Here is a 14,262-nt window from a genome sequence, read left to right as displayed (position 1 = left end):
CGCTAAATAGCGACTTTCTTTTATCTTACATCTCATCTTTACCCGTTTTAAGGTTGAATACCCGATGACGTAGATTTTGAATTTCTATTACGTACAGGATTGTCAAATCTGATAGAGGAAGCCTTTAATTCAGATATTGGGGTGGTATCTATTTTCGCAACTCCTGCTAATACTTTTGTATTAGTAGTATCATAGAACAATGCGAAATCATCTACTCCTATTTCTATAACAGAGGCACATGCAATGGTAAGATCTGTGATTCCTGCCATTATTGGATGCACTCGATTAGATGATTGCGGTATAACAGTATAACCACAATCCACCAATCCACCAGTATTCGTTAATACTGCTCCCATATTCAATAAGAACTGATTTTGTACATCTATAAAGAAATAGAAACTTGAATGTTCTCCAACAAAAATGATTCGTCCTCCTTCAGCAGCAAAAGCTTTAAAAGCATTTATCTCTGCAACGGTGTATTGAAGAGTTGGCATCACTAAAAATATCACCTTAACATCTGCAGGAATGTTAGTTAATGAACCAGCATTTGAGAAAACGCTAGTAACAGTAAGTCCTGTATTGGTAATTGTTTCCTCCATTTTACTCCATCCATCTTCGTCACATTCCCCGTTAGAGTAACAAGCTGCGCTGCGGCCCCTATCAATCCAAACAACATCACCAGCATTACGAGAACCTGTAGTGGTATAAGTAACCAAATTTTCTACAAATCTAATATTGTCTGGATCTTCCATTGCATTATCGTCAAACATATTGGCGTCATTAAATACTACAACATCTCTTCCTGGTACTTGAATGCTTTCACACCCTTTAATATCTACAGGCGTTCCTGAAGGAGTGCCTGGACACTCATCAATATCATTAGGAACTCCATCTCCATCATCATCTGTTGAAAGATCTTCGCAAGCATCACCAATTCCATCTTGGTCTGCATCTACCTGATCTGCGTTAGCAATATTCACGCAATTATCACAAACATCTCCCACACCATCTCCATCTGTATCTGTTTGGTCTGCATTTGCTTTCATTGGGCAATTATCCACATCATCTGCAATACCATCACAATCCATATCATTAGCACATTCTTCGGTTTCTTCACAACCTATTCTAAAGTGGTAATAAGTATTGGACTCGCCATTATACAAGTCTAATATTTCTGTATCTGTGATCACTAAAGTTTCTACAGGTACTTCAGGATCTGTATATACTCCTTCAAATCCTAACAATTTGATCTCAATATAATAGGTATCCTCATCAGAAGAATTTGGCAGCGCTATACACAAGGGTCTTGCAAAAGCGTCTTCCGTATCTTCATAAATTCCGGTCTCGTTTGTTAACATACCATTGGTAAGAGGTTCTCCTAATTTTGGATCTGCCAGATCTCCAGAGAATATCCAAGCTTCTACACTAAATCTTGCTGGGTAATGCCTTCCTGTTACATCACAGTAATTTCCAAATAAGCACAAGGTAATTACATCTACTTGAGAAAAATCAAAGAATAGGTATCCATACTCATCTGCCATTCGCTCATCATAACATAGAACTTCTACATCTATATACTTTTTTACACCCGCTCTAAGATCAATAGCAATTGGCAAGGCATCACTTACAAAATTGGCAAAATTGGCTGGACCATAATCATCATTTTCTCTGGGAGCGATCCAAAGAACATTATTATCTGTGTCCAAAACTGCAAAATATTCTAAAGTGTAATCTCCCGGCGGTAATTCTAGATCTGCAGATTCTTTTGTCATCCATCCTCCTTCATCATTGGCAATAACTGGAATTTCAATAAACTCTCCAGCATCACCATTTGCCATAGAAACCCATGCTCCCTCGCTGTCTTTTAACGCTACTCTAACTTTAGATGGTACATTATCCAGACATTCTGGAATATCTGCTAACTGGTTTTGTTTAGTTAAGCTTCGATTTGTATTGAAGTCTTTCAGCACAGCATCAAACGATATGGAAACAAGCTCTGAGTTTGTCTCACTATTTTGATCATTGACATCATCTTTACTACAATATGTAAAAAGTAAGATGATCATTGCCGCAAAGGCAATTAAAAATTTAAAATTTTTCATAATAATATATTGAATGGTTAGGAAAGTATAACTGCATTTATCATTAGATGATAAGCATTCAGAGAGCCGATAATAAAATGCGGGAGGCTTTGTAATTCAATAATTGGAGGGAAGAAATTTATAGGATAATCTGGAGGGAAGTTTAGCCTATTATAATTTTTATAAAGATATGAATGAAGATGAATTCATATCAATAGGGGTTTTCCATTATAAATAAGAAACATAAAATCGAAGACTAAAATTATGTTCTATGTTCAATACATAATTTTAGAATCTGTAAAATCTAAAGATTCAATAATCTGAAGCGAGCAAAACATTTTTATTTAAAATATTTATAAAAAAAAAGATCCCGACTTGCATCGGGATCTTTTAGTTAAACCTTAAAAGCAAGGTCTAATATGTAAAATGAATTACTTCACTTCTTCGAAGTCTACATCTTCAACGTCGTCGCTTGCGTTTCCAGCAGCTTCTCCGTTAGATTCAGCTCCCGGTGCACCTTGTTGCGCGCCACCTTGAGCTTCTGCTTGTGCTTTATACATCTCTTCAGATGCAGTTTTCCAAGCTTCATTAAGCTTATCTAAAGCTGGAGAAATTGTTTCCACTTCTTTAGTTTCATAAGCTTTCTTCAAATCTTCTAAAGCACTTTCAACTGGCTTCTTCTTATCTTCAGATATCTTATCACCAAATTCTTTTAATTGCTTCTCAGTTTGGAAGATCATAGCATCAGCTTCATTAAGCTTATCTACTTTTTCTTTCGTTTTCTTATCAGATTCAGCATTCGCTTCCGCTTCCTGCTTCATTTTTTGAATTTCTTCTTCTGTTAATCCTGAAGAAGCTTCAATTCTAATATCCTGAGTTTTATTGGTAGCTTTATCTGTAGCACTTACTTTAATAATACCGTTAGCATCAATATCAAAGGTTACTTCAATTTGAGGAGTACCTCTTTGAGCTGGTGGAATACCATCTAAGTGGAATCTACCAATAGTATTATTATCTGTAGCCATTGGGCGTTCCCCTTGCAATACATGAATCTCTACAGATGGTTGATTATCTGCTGCGGTAGAAAATACCTGAGATTTTTTGGTTGGAATAGTTGTGTTAGACTCAATTAATTTAGTCATAACTCCACCCATTGTTTCAATACCAAGAGAAAGAGGCGTTACATCTAGTAACAATACATCTTTTACATCTCCTGTTAATACACCCCCTTGAATAGCTGCTCCAATTGCAACAACCTCATCTGGGTTAACTCCTTTAGAAGGTTTCTTTCCGAAAAATGCTTCTACTTCTTCCTGAATTTTAGGAATACGAGTAGATCCACCTACCAAGATAACTTCATCTATATCACTCTTAGAAAGTCCTGCATCACTAAGTGCTTTTTGCACAGGATCCATAGAACGTTTTACAAGCTCATGAGCTAATTGCTCAAATTTAGATCTTGTAAGAGTCTCTACCAAGTGTTTTGGTCCGCTAGCGGTAGCCGTTACATATGGTAAGTTAATTTCTGTTTGTGTAGAAGAAGACAATTCAATCTTAGCTTTCTCTGCTGCTTCTTTTAAACGTTGAAGTGCCATAGGATCTTTTCTAAGATCTATGTCTTCCGCTTTTTGAAAACCATCTGCTAGGAAATCGATAATAACTTCATCAAAATCATCTCCACCTAAATGCGTATCTCCGTTTGTAGATAATACTTCAAAAACTCCATCTCCTAATTCAAGGATAGAAATATCAAAAGTACCACCACCAAGGTCATATACTGCAATTTTTTGATCGGTAGATTTTTTATCAAGACCATAAGCCAAAGCTGCTGCTGTAGGCTCATTTATAATTCTTCTAACTTTTAAACCAGAGATCTCTCCAGCTTCTTTTGTTGCCTGACGTTGAGCATCGTTGAAGTAAGCAGGTACAGTAATAACCGCTTCGGTTACTGTTTGTCCTAAATAATCTTCAGCTGTCTTCTTCATCTTTTGTAATACCATTGCAGATAATTCCTGCGGAGTATACAAACGTCCATCAATTTCTACTCTTGGAGTATCATTATCTCCTTTTACCACTTTGTAAGGTACACGTCCTGCTTCTTTTGAAGATTCTGTGAATTTGTTCCCCATAAATCGCTTTATAGAAGATATTGTTTTTGTTGGGTTTGTTACAGCCTGACGCTTTGCAGGATCTCCAACTTTAATTTCTCCACCCTCTACAAATGCTATTACAGAAGGAGTAGTTCTCTTACCTTCAGCATTAGGAATTACCGTTGGTTCGTTACCTTCCATTACGGCAACGCACGAGTTGGTAGTACCTAAGTCAATTCCAATTATTTTACTCATAACTTTATACGTTGATTATTATTATTGTTCTAATTTAACACTCAGTAATAGTCAATCATTATGCCAGCGGTTTCATTATGACAGGTTGTCATAAATTTCTTTACTAATGGCATTCCCTCTTTCCCTCCATATTCAATACGGGTAAGAGGTCGGGCTTTTCGCTTTATCTTTTAATTTTAAACTAAAAAATTAAAAGGATGCCGCTACAATCCCTAATGCAAAAAGACACTGCATATTTCTTAATAAGAATTCAGAAAAAATGAAGTCCTATATTAACAAATTCATATTTTTGTCTTCAAATATCGATTTAGAATGCGAAAAATAGAATGTATAAGCGTTTTTGATATGCTTAAGGTAGGCGTTGGCCCATCAAGTTCCCACACCCTTGGACCGTGGCGGGCTGCTCAACGTTGGATTGGAGAATTAAAGCAGAAGAAAACCTTTGATGATGTAGAAAGCATTCATGTAGATCTTTATGGTTCACTATCTTTAACAGGAACCGGACACGCTACAGATATTGCTGTAATGCTAGGCCTTTGCGGATTTGATCCAGTAAAAATGGATATAGAACTTATAGATCCTGAAATATTTAATATTAGAGCTACAAAATCTATTCTGCTTAACGGTGAAAATCCTATTAATTTTGATCCTAAGGAAAATATAAAATTCAATAGAAAATTTCTTCCTTTTCACCCAAATGGAATGACCTTTAGAGCTTGTTTAAAAAATGGAAAGAAAACCTTTTCTTCTTTCTATTCTATAGGTGGTGGTTTTGTAGTTAAAGAAGAACGTAAAAATGCTAAAAAGAAAATGGAGATCTTTGAAGATTTCCCTTTTCCAGTAGAAAAAGCAACAGAGCTTTTGGCCTATTGCAATTCTGAAAATAAAACAATTTCTGAGATCGTTCTGGAAAATGAAAAATCTCTAAGAACTGAAGAAGAAATAGATAATGGCCTGAAACAGGTATGGCAGGTAATGCTAGAATCTATGTATACAGGCTGTCATACCGAAGGAACTTTACCTGGCGGACTCAACGTACACAGACGCGCTTTTGATATTCATAAAAAACTTATTGGAGATTCAAAATATTCCACCCCACAAGAATGGCTGGAAAGCATCAGACTTACTGAAGTTAAATTTAGACAGATCCTTAAATGGGTAAGTTGTTTTGCTATTAGTGTAAATGAAGTAAACGCATCTTTAGGAAGAGTTGTTACTGCTCCTACTAATGGAAGTGCAGGTACCGTACCCGCAGTATTAATGTATTATATGGTAATTGAAAACCATGATGCTACTTTTGAAGATATAAAAAGATTTATGCTGGTAGCTGGAGAAATTGGAAGCCTTTTCAAAAAAGGAGCTACCATATCTGCCGCTATGGGTGGATGTCAGGCAGAAATTGGTGTTTCCTCTGCCATGGCCGCAGGAGCACTTACCGAAGTTATGGGCGGAACTCCTGCCCAAGTTTTAATGGCAAGCGAAATTGCTATGGAACATCATCTTGGTCTTACTTGTGACCCTATTGCTGGACTTGTGCAAATTCCATGTATAGAAAGAAATGCTATGGGTGCAATTAAAGCTATTAATGCAGCAGAAATTGCAATGGATAGCGATGCTACTAAAGCAAAGGTTCCGTTAGATAAAGTAATCGAGACCATGTGGGACACAGCAAAAGACATGAACTCTAAATACAAAGAAACTTCTGAAGGTGGTTTGGCGGTAAAGGTGAGTTTAAGCGACTGCTAAATAAATTTAAATATCTTTATAGAAATTAAGCCCAACCTAGGCTATAAAAATTTACATTGTCTTACGCCAACCTTAAACTTAAGATCAAACTTAAAAATCTGTTTCTTAACTACGGATTAATGTTGGGATCTTATTTCGTTTTTTTTATTGCCATTGGAATTCTTCATGCAATTTTTCCAAGCTTTGATATCAATCAATATCAACAAACCGATCTTAATACTCTTATAAAAGAAGCTCCTTTTAAATTTATGATCCTGGCTGTAATTTTAGCTCCTATAATGGAAGAAGGCATGTTTAGATCTATAGTAAAACCTTCAAAGAATGAACTCATTTTCTTTATCTGTACTTGGATAATCGTAATTGCAGCACCCTACATTCCAGAAGATATACACTGGGCGTTAAAATTTGGATTTTTAATACTACTAGCAGTACTTCTCTTTGTTTTTCTAAAAGAATTTATTCCAAATACTTGGCAAGTAAATATTTCATATTTTCTGAATAAATACCACATATATATCTGGCTCCTAACATCAGTGATCTTCGGAATGGTACATGTATATAATTATGTAGATGGATTTCAATTAAATTTTATACTCTTCATCATGATTTTTCCAAGAATTATTGCCGGATTCTTCTTTGGCAAGATAAAGATCGAAAATAAAGGACTTGGATGGTCTATGGCCATGCACGCCATGAACAATGCTACCGTATTATTCTTGCTATTCCCCAAATTGCTTTCTTAGTTTAACAAAGTCTTAGATATAGTAGAAGCACATATTTTGTAATTTCAAGACTCACCAAAAAATTGCAATAATGAAAGCTGTACAAGTACAGGAAAAAGGTGGAGACTTTGTGTTAGTAGACATGGAGAAACCATCTCCTAAAAAAAACGAAATTTTAATAAAAGTAGAAGCTTGCGGAATTTGTCATAGCGACGATTTTGTAAAGCAAGGAGCCTTTCCGGGAATAGAATTTCCTAGAGTGCCTGGCCATGAGGTTGTGGGTATTGTAGAAGAGGTTGGAGAAAATGTGAATAAATGGAAAGTAGGTCAACGTGTTGGAGTTGGATGGCACGGCGGACATTGTTTTGAATGTGAACCTTGTAGAAGAGGAGATTTTATAAGTTGTGAAAATGCAAAGATCAGCGGAATTTCTTATGATGGTGGTTATGCCGAATATATGTGCGCCCCTCAAGAAGCTATTGCCGCAATTCCAGAAGAATTATCTTCCGCAGATGCCGCACCTTTACTTTGCGCGGGAATAACCACTTTTAATGCCTTAAGAAATTCTGGGATTAAAGCCGGAGATGTAGTAGCCGTTCAGGGAATTGGTGGTCTAGGTCACCTTGCTATTCAGTATGCTTCCAAAATGGGAATGAGAACGGTAGCTATTTCTACCAGCGACGATAAAAAGAAACTAGCTGAAGAGTTAGGTGCTCATCACTTTATAAATACAGGAAATTCCGATCCTGCAGAAGAACTTCAAAAATTAGGAGGCGCAAAATTAATTTTGGCAACAGCACCTTACGCAAAAGCAATAACATCTGTAGTAGATGGTTTGGCTATAGATGGAAAATTATTAATGGTAGCAGCTACGGGGGAACCAATTCAGGTTTCGCCAATGCAATTATTAATGGGTAGAAAATCTGTTGCCGGATGGCCTAGCGGAACTGCTATAGATTCTGAAGATACTTTGAAATTTAGCGCTATGACGGCAACTAAACCTATGATAGAGGAATATCCTTTAGAAGAAGTAGAAAAAGCATATGATAGAATGATCAATAATAAAGCGAGATTTAGAGTGGTCTTAAAACCATAATCAAACTTAAAGATTTAAATACAGAAGGCAGTAAATTTAATTATTTGCAGCCTTCTTTTTTTCTGGTGTCTACAATATGGATTATTTTCCATTCACCTTCTGTTTTATATAACTGAAAAGAATTTACTCCGCAATGACTCAAAATATCATTTACGTAAAAAGAATATGGAGTAATTACACTAGCTAATGCTCCATTCATTCTTATATCAAAAGAGATTAATCTTTCTTCAAATTTTGTAGTGCTCGGTATAGAAACTATAGATTTCAAAAATTTAGAATATTCTTCCGATTCTAATTCTGAATTTCCAGAACTATCTACTGCTATAGATTGCATATAAATTGAAGGAACTACCATAGCTCGTAGCTTGATTGAATCCTGCTCATGAAAAGCCTGAAAAAATTCCTGAATGGTTTCTTTCACTTCTGTTTCAGCTTTATTTTCTTGAGCAGCCAATGAACTAATGGATATCAAAATCAAAAGGCATGAGCTTAAAATCTTCATTTTTTAAGTGTTTGAATGTGGTGTTCTAATTTAGTACTTTTACTCCACTTAAAAACTCACAAATGTCAGTTGCAAAAAAACAATACAAGCGCATCACCACCAAATCTTTGGTAGAGATGAAAAAAAACGGAGAAAAAATAGCGATGTTAACGGCTTATGATTACACCATGGCCAAGATCGTAGACAGCTCTGGAATAGACGTGATTCTCGTTGGTGATTCTGCCAGTAATGTGATGGCCGGACACGAAACTACGCTTCCAATAACATTAGACCAGATGATCTATCATGCAGCTAGTGTTGTGAGAGGAATTGAAAGGTCTTTGGTGGTGGTGGATCTTCCCTTTGGAAGTTACCAAAGTGATCCAAAAGAAGCTTTGCGTTCTTCTATTAGAATTATGAAAGAAAGCGGCGGACATGCTGTGAAACTTGAAGGAGGAAAAGAGGTTAAAGATTCTATAAAAAGAATTCTGAATGCAGGAATTCCGGTGATGGGACATCTAGGATTAACGCCGCAATCTATCTACAAATTCGGAACGTATACCGTAAGAGCCAAAGAAGATGAAGAAGCAGAAAAATTGAAAGCAGATGCTTTAATGCTAGAAAAACTAGGTTGTTTTGCAATGGTATTGGAAAAAGTACCTGCAAAGCTGGCTAAAGAAGTGGCAGAAAGTGTTTCTATTCCAGTAATAGGAATTGGGGCAGGAAATGGCGTTGATGGTCAGGTTTTAGTAGTTCATGACATGATTGGAATGACGCATGAATTCAACCCTAGATTTTTGAGAAGGTATCTTGATCTTTATTCAGAAATGACCAATGCTTTTGAAAATTATAGAAGTGATGTGAAATCTGGTGATTTCCCTAATGATCAGGAACAATATTAAGCGCTTAAATTCAGAATTTGAAATCAGATAAAATTCTATCTACACCAAAGAATCTTCAAGTATTACATGAAGACAATCATATTATTATAGTAAATAAACGCCCTGGAGATATCGTTCAGGGCGATAAAACAGGTGATACACCATTAAGCGAAGTTGTTAAAGAATTCATCAAAAGAAAATATAATAAGCCCGGTGCGGTTTATCTTGGGGTAGTGCATAGATTAGATCGCCCAACCAGCGGAATTGTAATGTTTGCTAAAACTTCAAAAGCATTACCTCGTCTAAACAAGTTATTTAAAGATAAAGAAGCTAAAAAAACGTATTGGGCAGTTGTAAAAAATATGCCTCCACAAGAGCAAGGAACTTTGGTACATTACATGAAACGTAACCAAAAACAGAATAAATCCTTTGCTCACATTAAAGAGGTTCCGGAAAGTAAAAAGGCGATTCTTGATTATAAGATTCTTCAGAAATTAGATAATTATTACCTTCTAGAAATAGATCTTCATACCGGGAGACATCATCAAATTAGAAGTCAGTTATCATCCATTGGTTGTCCAATAAAAGGCGATCTAAAATATGGATTTGATAGAAGTAATAAAGACGCAAGCATACATCTTCACGCTAGAAAGCTCACTTTTGAGCATCCTGTTAAAAATATACCAATAGAAGTTATAGCACCAACTCCTAGTGATCCTATTTGGAATGCGATCAATATTTTATAATTTGCTTAACGTATAAAATAGTATTTTTAAGCAAAAATATACAAGATCATGAAATGGCAAGGTAGAAGACAAAGTTCGAATGTTGAAGACCGAAGAGGTAGCTCTAGTAAAGGTAAATTAATTGCCGGAGGAGGAGTTATAGGACTTATTATATTAGCTATTCAGTTATTTTCTGGCGGAGATACCTCAGATATCTTAAATCAGATCGAGAGTCAATCTTCTGCTCCAACAGAGCAAAGAGAACTTACCGCAGAAGAAAAAGAATCTGGAAAATTTATTAATGCAGTTGTGGTAGATACAGAAGATATCTGGAATAAGATCTTTGCAGATATGGGATCTGATTACAGTGAACCTGGAGTAGTTCTTTTTACTGATGCTGTACAGACAGCTTGCGGTGGTGCTTCTGCGGCTACAGGACCATTTTATTGCCCTTCAGATCAAAAAGTTTATATGGATCTTGCCTTTTTTGACGAATTGAAAAATAGATTTGGAGCCAAAGGTGGAGATTTTGCCATTGCATATGTTATAGCTCATGAAGTGGGACATCATGTACAAACCTTGGTTGGAACTTCCAGACAAGTAAGACAATTACAACAGGGTAAAAGTCAGGCAGAAGCCAATGAATTTTCTGTAGCCTTAGAACTTCAAGCAGATTTCTACGCTGGAGTTTGGGCTCATTATAATAAAAAATACTTAGAAGAAGGTGATATTGAAGAAGCTATGAGCGCAGCAAATGCCGTTGGAGATGATGCTATTCAAAAACGTACTCAAGGTAGAGTTGTTCCCGATGCTTTTACCCATGGAACTTCAAAACAACGTATGGATTGGTTTATGAAAGGATATAGAAGTGGAGATGTTAACCAAGGTGATACTTTTGGCGCATTAGGCTTATCAAGATAGACGTCAAATAATAATATTAAAAAAGCCTCTAGTTAAAAACTAGAGGCTTTTTATTTAGTGAAAGATTATTTAAAGCGATTTTTTCTTTGCGATTTCACCTAATGCTAAGTTGTCTTTGCTCCCAATGTGAGTATGTTTCTTACCCATTGCAGGCTTGTAAGTTCCATCTTGAACTTGCCCTCCAATTTCTTTATAGGCGTCTCTAAAAGTTCCTCCATTAATCACCAAATCGTTTATACTATCTACAGTAAATAAATACTTATATTTTTCATCCTGCATATTGATATCTTTCACTTTGATCAAAGCGATAGAATAGATAAAAATATCTAAGATCTCTTTTATATTTTCAACCGCGTAGATGCTATTCTCTTTTATAAGCTGAAAATCTCTATGATATCCACTTGGCAGGTTATTAGTGATCAAGATCATTTCATTTGCAATAGCTTGCAGCTTATTACATTTTCCTCTAATCAGCTCAAAAACATCCGGATTCTTCTTATGCGGCATAATGCTAGAACCGGTGGTAAGCTCATCGGGAAAGGTAATAAAGTCAAAATTCTGACTCATATATAAGCAGATATCCATAGCAAATCTAGAAAGCGTATTAGCCACCGATGCTATATTAGAAGTAACCGTACGTTCACATTTACCTCTGCTCATCTGTGCCGCTACCACGTTATATTTTAAAGTTTTGAAACCTAATTCTTTGGTGGTGAATTCTCTGTCTATTGGAAAAGAAGAACCATACCCAGCAGCAGATCCTAAAGGATTTTGGTCTACAATCTTTAAACCTGCTTGTAAAAGATATAGATCATCTATCAACAATTCTGCATAGGCTGAAAACCATAACCCAAAGGATGAAGGCATCGCTACCTGTAAATGTGTATATCCCGGAAGTAATTTTTCTTGATGCTTTTCAGCAAGACCAAGGAGCACATCTATCAATTCTTCGGTTTTAGCATGAATGCTTTTTAAATTCTCTTTAAAATAGAGCTGCATCGCAACTAAAACCTGATCGTTTCTAGAACGAGCCGTGTGTATCTTCTTTCCGGTATCTCCAAGAACTTTTGTCAATTCAAACTCGATCTTAGAATGAACATCTTCAAAATCTGCTTCTATCTTAAATTCGCCATTTTCAAGCTGAACTAATAGTTTATCTAATTCTACAACAATATTATCAACCTCATCGGCTGCAAGAATTCCAACCTTCCCTAGCATTTTAGCATGTGCTTTAGAAGCGATCATATCGTATTCTGCCAAGAACATATCCAATTCCCTGTCGTTTCCAACGGTGAATTTTTCAATTCTTTTATCTATAGAAATACCTTTATCCCAAAGTTTCATAATGTAATTTTTGATCTCGTTTCAGCTAAAAAATTTAAACTTCAGCTGAACGATATTAATTATTTTAAAGCTTTTTCAAGCAGTTGAATATATTTTTCGATGCCAACTTCAATCTCATTCAGATAAATAAATTCATCTGCAGAGTGAGATCTTAAAGAATCTCCCGGGCCTAACTTTAGAGAAGGGCAACTTAGCATTGCTTGGTCTGATAATGTTGGAGAGCCGTAAGTATCCATTCCTAATTCTAGACCTGCTTTTACCAACGCATGATCTTTTGGAATTGAGGATGAATTTAAACGCAAAGATCTTGGCTTAATAGAATCTACTGGAGCTTCCCTTTTAAGGATCTCGGCAACTTCAGCATTGCTGTAGCTATCATTTACCCTTACATCAATTACCAGATCTACATTCGCCGGCACCACATTATGCTGTACTCCGGCATTTATTTGAGTGACCGTTAGTTTTACTGCTCCCAGACTTTCAGAAATTTTTCCAAAAGAAAAATTCTCAAACCAGCTAAGCACTGAAGCCGTTTTATAAATAGCATTATTGTCATTTGGATGTGCGGCGTGAGACGGTGTTCCTTTTACCACCGCATCAAAAACAACCAAACCTTTTTCTGAAATTGCCATTTCCATCAAGGTTGGTTCTCCAACAATAGCAACATCGATCTTAGGAAGAATTGGTATTAAGCTCGCAATTCCATTTTCACCATTGATCTCTTCTTCTCCAGTCCCTGCAAAAATCAAATTATAAGTTAGATCTGTAGCATTATAGAAATAGGTGAAAGTTGCAAGTAAAGAAACTAAGCACCCACCAGCATCGTTACTCCCCAATCCAAATAATTTCCCTTCTGAAACCTCAGCTTTAAAAGGATCTTTGGTATATGCCGAATTTGGTTTAACTGTATCGTGATGAGAATTTAAAAGCAATGTAGGTTTTGCAGTATCAAAATGTTTATTTACTGCCCAAACATTATTAAGATCTCTGTTATAAGAAATCTCATTTTTCTGCATCCATGCTTCCAAAAGTTGTGCAGTTCCTTGTTCCTCTCTCGAAAAAGATGGAGTTTGAATGAGATCCTTCAGCAAATTTATAGCTTGTTCCTGCAGCTCCTTAATATTCATTATTTAATGATTTTTGTATGAATTGCACTCTTTTTTAAAAGTCCGGCATCTCCCAAACTAACTTGAGACACTCCGTTATTTAAAGCCTGAAAACAATTATGAAGCTTAGGAAGCATTCCATCGCTAATCACTTTATTTTCCAAAAGCTCCTGATATTTTTTCTGATCTAAAATTTCTATTACAGAATCGTTATTAGTAGCATCTGCCAGCACTCCTTTTTTCTCAAAACAGTACAATAATTCTGTTTCGCAAATTTTAGCCATGGCTGTAGCGATATATGCAGCAACAGAATCTCCATTTGTATTCAACAACTGACCTTCATTATCATAAGAAATAGCAGAGAAAATCGGAGTAATGCCTTGATTTAATAATGAATTGATAAATGAGGTATTAATTGAAACCACATCTCCGACGAACCCAAAATCGATCTCCTTTACCGGTCTCTTTTTAGAAATAATACTCTTTCCATCTGCACCACAAAGCCCAATGGCATTAATATCTAAAACCTGCAGTTTTGCGACGATCTGCTTATTTATTAATCCGGCATACACCATAGTGATCACTTGCATAGAATTCTTATCGGTGATCCTTCTGCCATCTACCATTTTGGTTTCGAATCCAAGTTTTGATGCTATTTCCGTTGCCAAATTTCCTCCACCATGAACCAAGATCTTAGGCCCTTGTAATGATGAAAAATCCTTCAGAAAAACAGAAAGAGATTCTTCATTTTCAATGAGCTTCCCTCCTATTTTTACAACTTTTAAAACTTGATCATTCATGCTGAGTTATCTTG

12 protein-coding genes are annotated in these 14,262 nt (G+C 36.0%); 6 read left to right on the top strand and 6 right to left on the bottom strand.

Annotation, left to right across the window (positions count from 1 at the left end; translation table 11 throughout):
• Nucleotides 1-47 precede the first annotated feature (47 nt).
• Nucleotides 48-2,102, bottom strand: coding sequence for a thrombospondin type 3 repeat-containing protein (locus P163_RS17745; RefSeq protein ID WP_051931112.1), 2,055 nt, complete (start codon nt 2,100-2,102; stop codon nt 48-50).
• Between the two features lie 410 nt (nt 2,103-2,512).
• Nucleotides 2,513-4,426 carry a molecular chaperone DnaK gene (gene dnaK / locus P163_RS04300; protein WP_034888030.1) on the bottom strand — a complete coding sequence of 638 codons (1,914 nt, stop codon included), beginning with the start codon at nt 4,424-4,426 and terminating at the stop codon, nt 2,513-2,515.
• A gap of 312 nt (nt 4,427-4,738) precedes the next feature.
• On the opposite strand from dnaK, the gene P163_RS04295 reads away from it, so the two are divergent.
• The 3 genes from P163_RS04295 to P163_RS04285 all read left to right on the top strand — a co-directional run bounded on the left by P163_RS04295 (nt 4,739) and on the right by P163_RS04285 (nt 7,990).
• The gene (locus tag P163_RS04295; RefSeq protein ID WP_034888029.1) at nt 4,739-6,172 is read left to right on the top strand and encodes an L-serine ammonia-lyase; all 1,434 of its coding nucleotides are present in this window, start codon (nt 4,739-4,741) and stop codon (nt 6,170-6,172) included.
• 56 nt (nt 6,173-6,228) lie between these two features.
• Entirely contained in the window at nt 6,229-6,915 is a 687-nt protein-coding gene (locus P163_RS04290; RefSeq protein ID WP_034888028.1) for a type II CAAX prenyl endopeptidase Rce1 family protein, read from the top strand.
• 70 nt (nt 6,916-6,985) lie between these two features.
• Nucleotides 6,986-7,990, top strand: coding sequence for an alcohol dehydrogenase (locus tag P163_RS04285; RefSeq protein WP_034888027.1), 1,005 nt, complete (start codon nt 6,986-6,988; stop codon nt 7,988-7,990).
• A gap of 40 nt (nt 7,991-8,030) precedes the next feature.
• Here P163_RS04285 and P163_RS04280 read toward each other — a convergent pair whose 3' ends face one another.
• Entirely contained in the window at nt 8,031-8,492 is a 462-nt protein-coding gene (locus tag P163_RS04280) for a nuclear transport factor 2 family protein (protein WP_034888026.1), read from the bottom strand.
• Between the two features lie 62 nt (nt 8,493-8,554).
• On the opposite strand from P163_RS04280, the gene panB reads away from it, so the two are divergent.
• Genes panB through P163_RS04265 form a run of 3 tightly spaced genes read left to right on the top strand, consistent with a single transcriptional unit; the run spans nt 8,555 to nt 10,998 of the window.
• Complete coding sequence (gene panB, locus P163_RS04275) at nt 8,555-9,373, top strand: 3-methyl-2-oxobutanoate hydroxymethyltransferase (protein WP_034888025.1); 819 nt, start codon at nt 8,555-8,557, stop codon at nt 9,371-9,373.
• A gap of 17 nt (nt 9,374-9,390) precedes the next feature.
• Complete coding sequence (locus P163_RS04270; RefSeq protein ID WP_034888023.1) at nt 9,391-10,098, top strand: RluA family pseudouridine synthase; 708 nt, start codon at nt 9,391-9,393, stop codon at nt 10,096-10,098.
• 48 nt (nt 10,099-10,146) lie between these two features.
• Nucleotides 10,147-10,998, top strand: a complete 852-nt coding sequence (locus P163_RS04265; protein WP_034888020.1) for a neutral zinc metallopeptidase — start codon at nt 10,147-10,149, stop codon at nt 10,996-10,998.
• Between the two features lie 69 nt (nt 10,999-11,067).
• On the opposite strand, the gene argH is transcribed toward P163_RS04265, so the two are convergent.
• Genes argH through argB form a run of 3 tightly spaced genes read right to left on the bottom strand, consistent with a single transcriptional unit; the run spans nt 11,068 to nt 14,248 of the window.
• A complete protein-coding gene (gene argH, locus P163_RS04260) occupies nt 11,068-12,342 on the bottom strand; it encodes an argininosuccinate lyase (RefSeq protein WP_034888019.1) in 1,275 nt (424 codons plus the stop codon).
• Between the two features lie 59 nt (nt 12,343-12,401).
• On the bottom strand, nt 12,402-13,469 hold the full coding sequence (locus tag P163_RS04255; protein ID WP_034888017.1) for a M20 family metallo-hydrolase: 1,068 nt from the start codon (nt 13,467-13,469) through the stop codon (nt 12,402-12,404).
• A complete protein-coding gene (gene argB / locus P163_RS04250) occupies nt 13,469-14,248 on the bottom strand; it encodes an acetylglutamate kinase (RefSeq protein WP_034888015.1) in 780 nt (259 codons plus the stop codon). Before argB ends, P163_RS04255 begins: the two co-directional genes overlap by 1 nt.
• Nucleotides 14,249-14,262: the final 14 nt, after the last annotated feature.

The sequence above is a fragment of the Gillisia sp. Hel_I_29 genome, from assembly GCF_000744275.1.
Taxonomy (GTDB): domain Bacteria; phylum Bacteroidota; class Bacteroidia; order Flavobacteriales; family Flavobacteriaceae; genus Gillisia.
This window is presented reverse-complemented; position numbering and strand designations above follow the sequence as displayed.

Excerpts from the sequence above, each read along its gene's own strand:
- P163_RS17745 (WP_051931112.1), bottom strand. The coding sequence starts at position 2,102 with ATGAAAAATTTTAAATTTTTAATTGCCTTTGCGGCAATGATCATCTTA.
- dnaK (WP_034888030.1), bottom strand. The coding sequence starts at position 4,426 with ATGAGTAAAATAATTGGAATTGACTTAGGTACTACCAACTCGTGCGTT.
- P163_RS04295 (WP_034888029.1), top strand. The coding sequence starts at position 4,739 with ATGCGAAAAATAGAATGTATAAGCGTTTTTGATATGCTTAAGGTAGGC.
- P163_RS04285 (WP_034888027.1), top strand. The coding sequence starts at position 6,986 with ATGAAAGCTGTACAAGTACAGGAAAAAGGTGGAGACTTTGTGTTAGTA.
- P163_RS04280 (WP_034888026.1), bottom strand. The coding sequence starts at position 8,492 with ATGAAGATTTTAAGCTCATGCCTTTTGATTTTGATATCCATTAGTTCA.
- panB (WP_034888025.1), top strand. The coding sequence starts at position 8,555 with ATGTCAGTTGCAAAAAAACAATACAAGCGCATCACCACCAAATCTTTG.
- P163_RS04265 (WP_034888020.1), top strand. The coding sequence starts at position 10,147 with ATGAAATGGCAAGGTAGAAGACAAAGTTCGAATGTTGAAGACCGAAGA.
- argH (WP_034888019.1), bottom strand. The coding sequence starts at position 12,342 with ATGAAACTTTGGGATAAAGGTATTTCTATAGATAAAAGAATTGAAAAA.
- P163_RS04255 (WP_034888017.1), bottom strand. The coding sequence starts at position 13,469 with ATGAATATTAAGGAGCTGCAGGAACAAGCTATAAATTTGCTGAAGGAT.
- argB (WP_034888015.1), bottom strand. The coding sequence starts at position 14,248 with ATGAATGATCAAGTTTTAAAAGTTGTAAAAATAGGAGGGAAGCTCATT.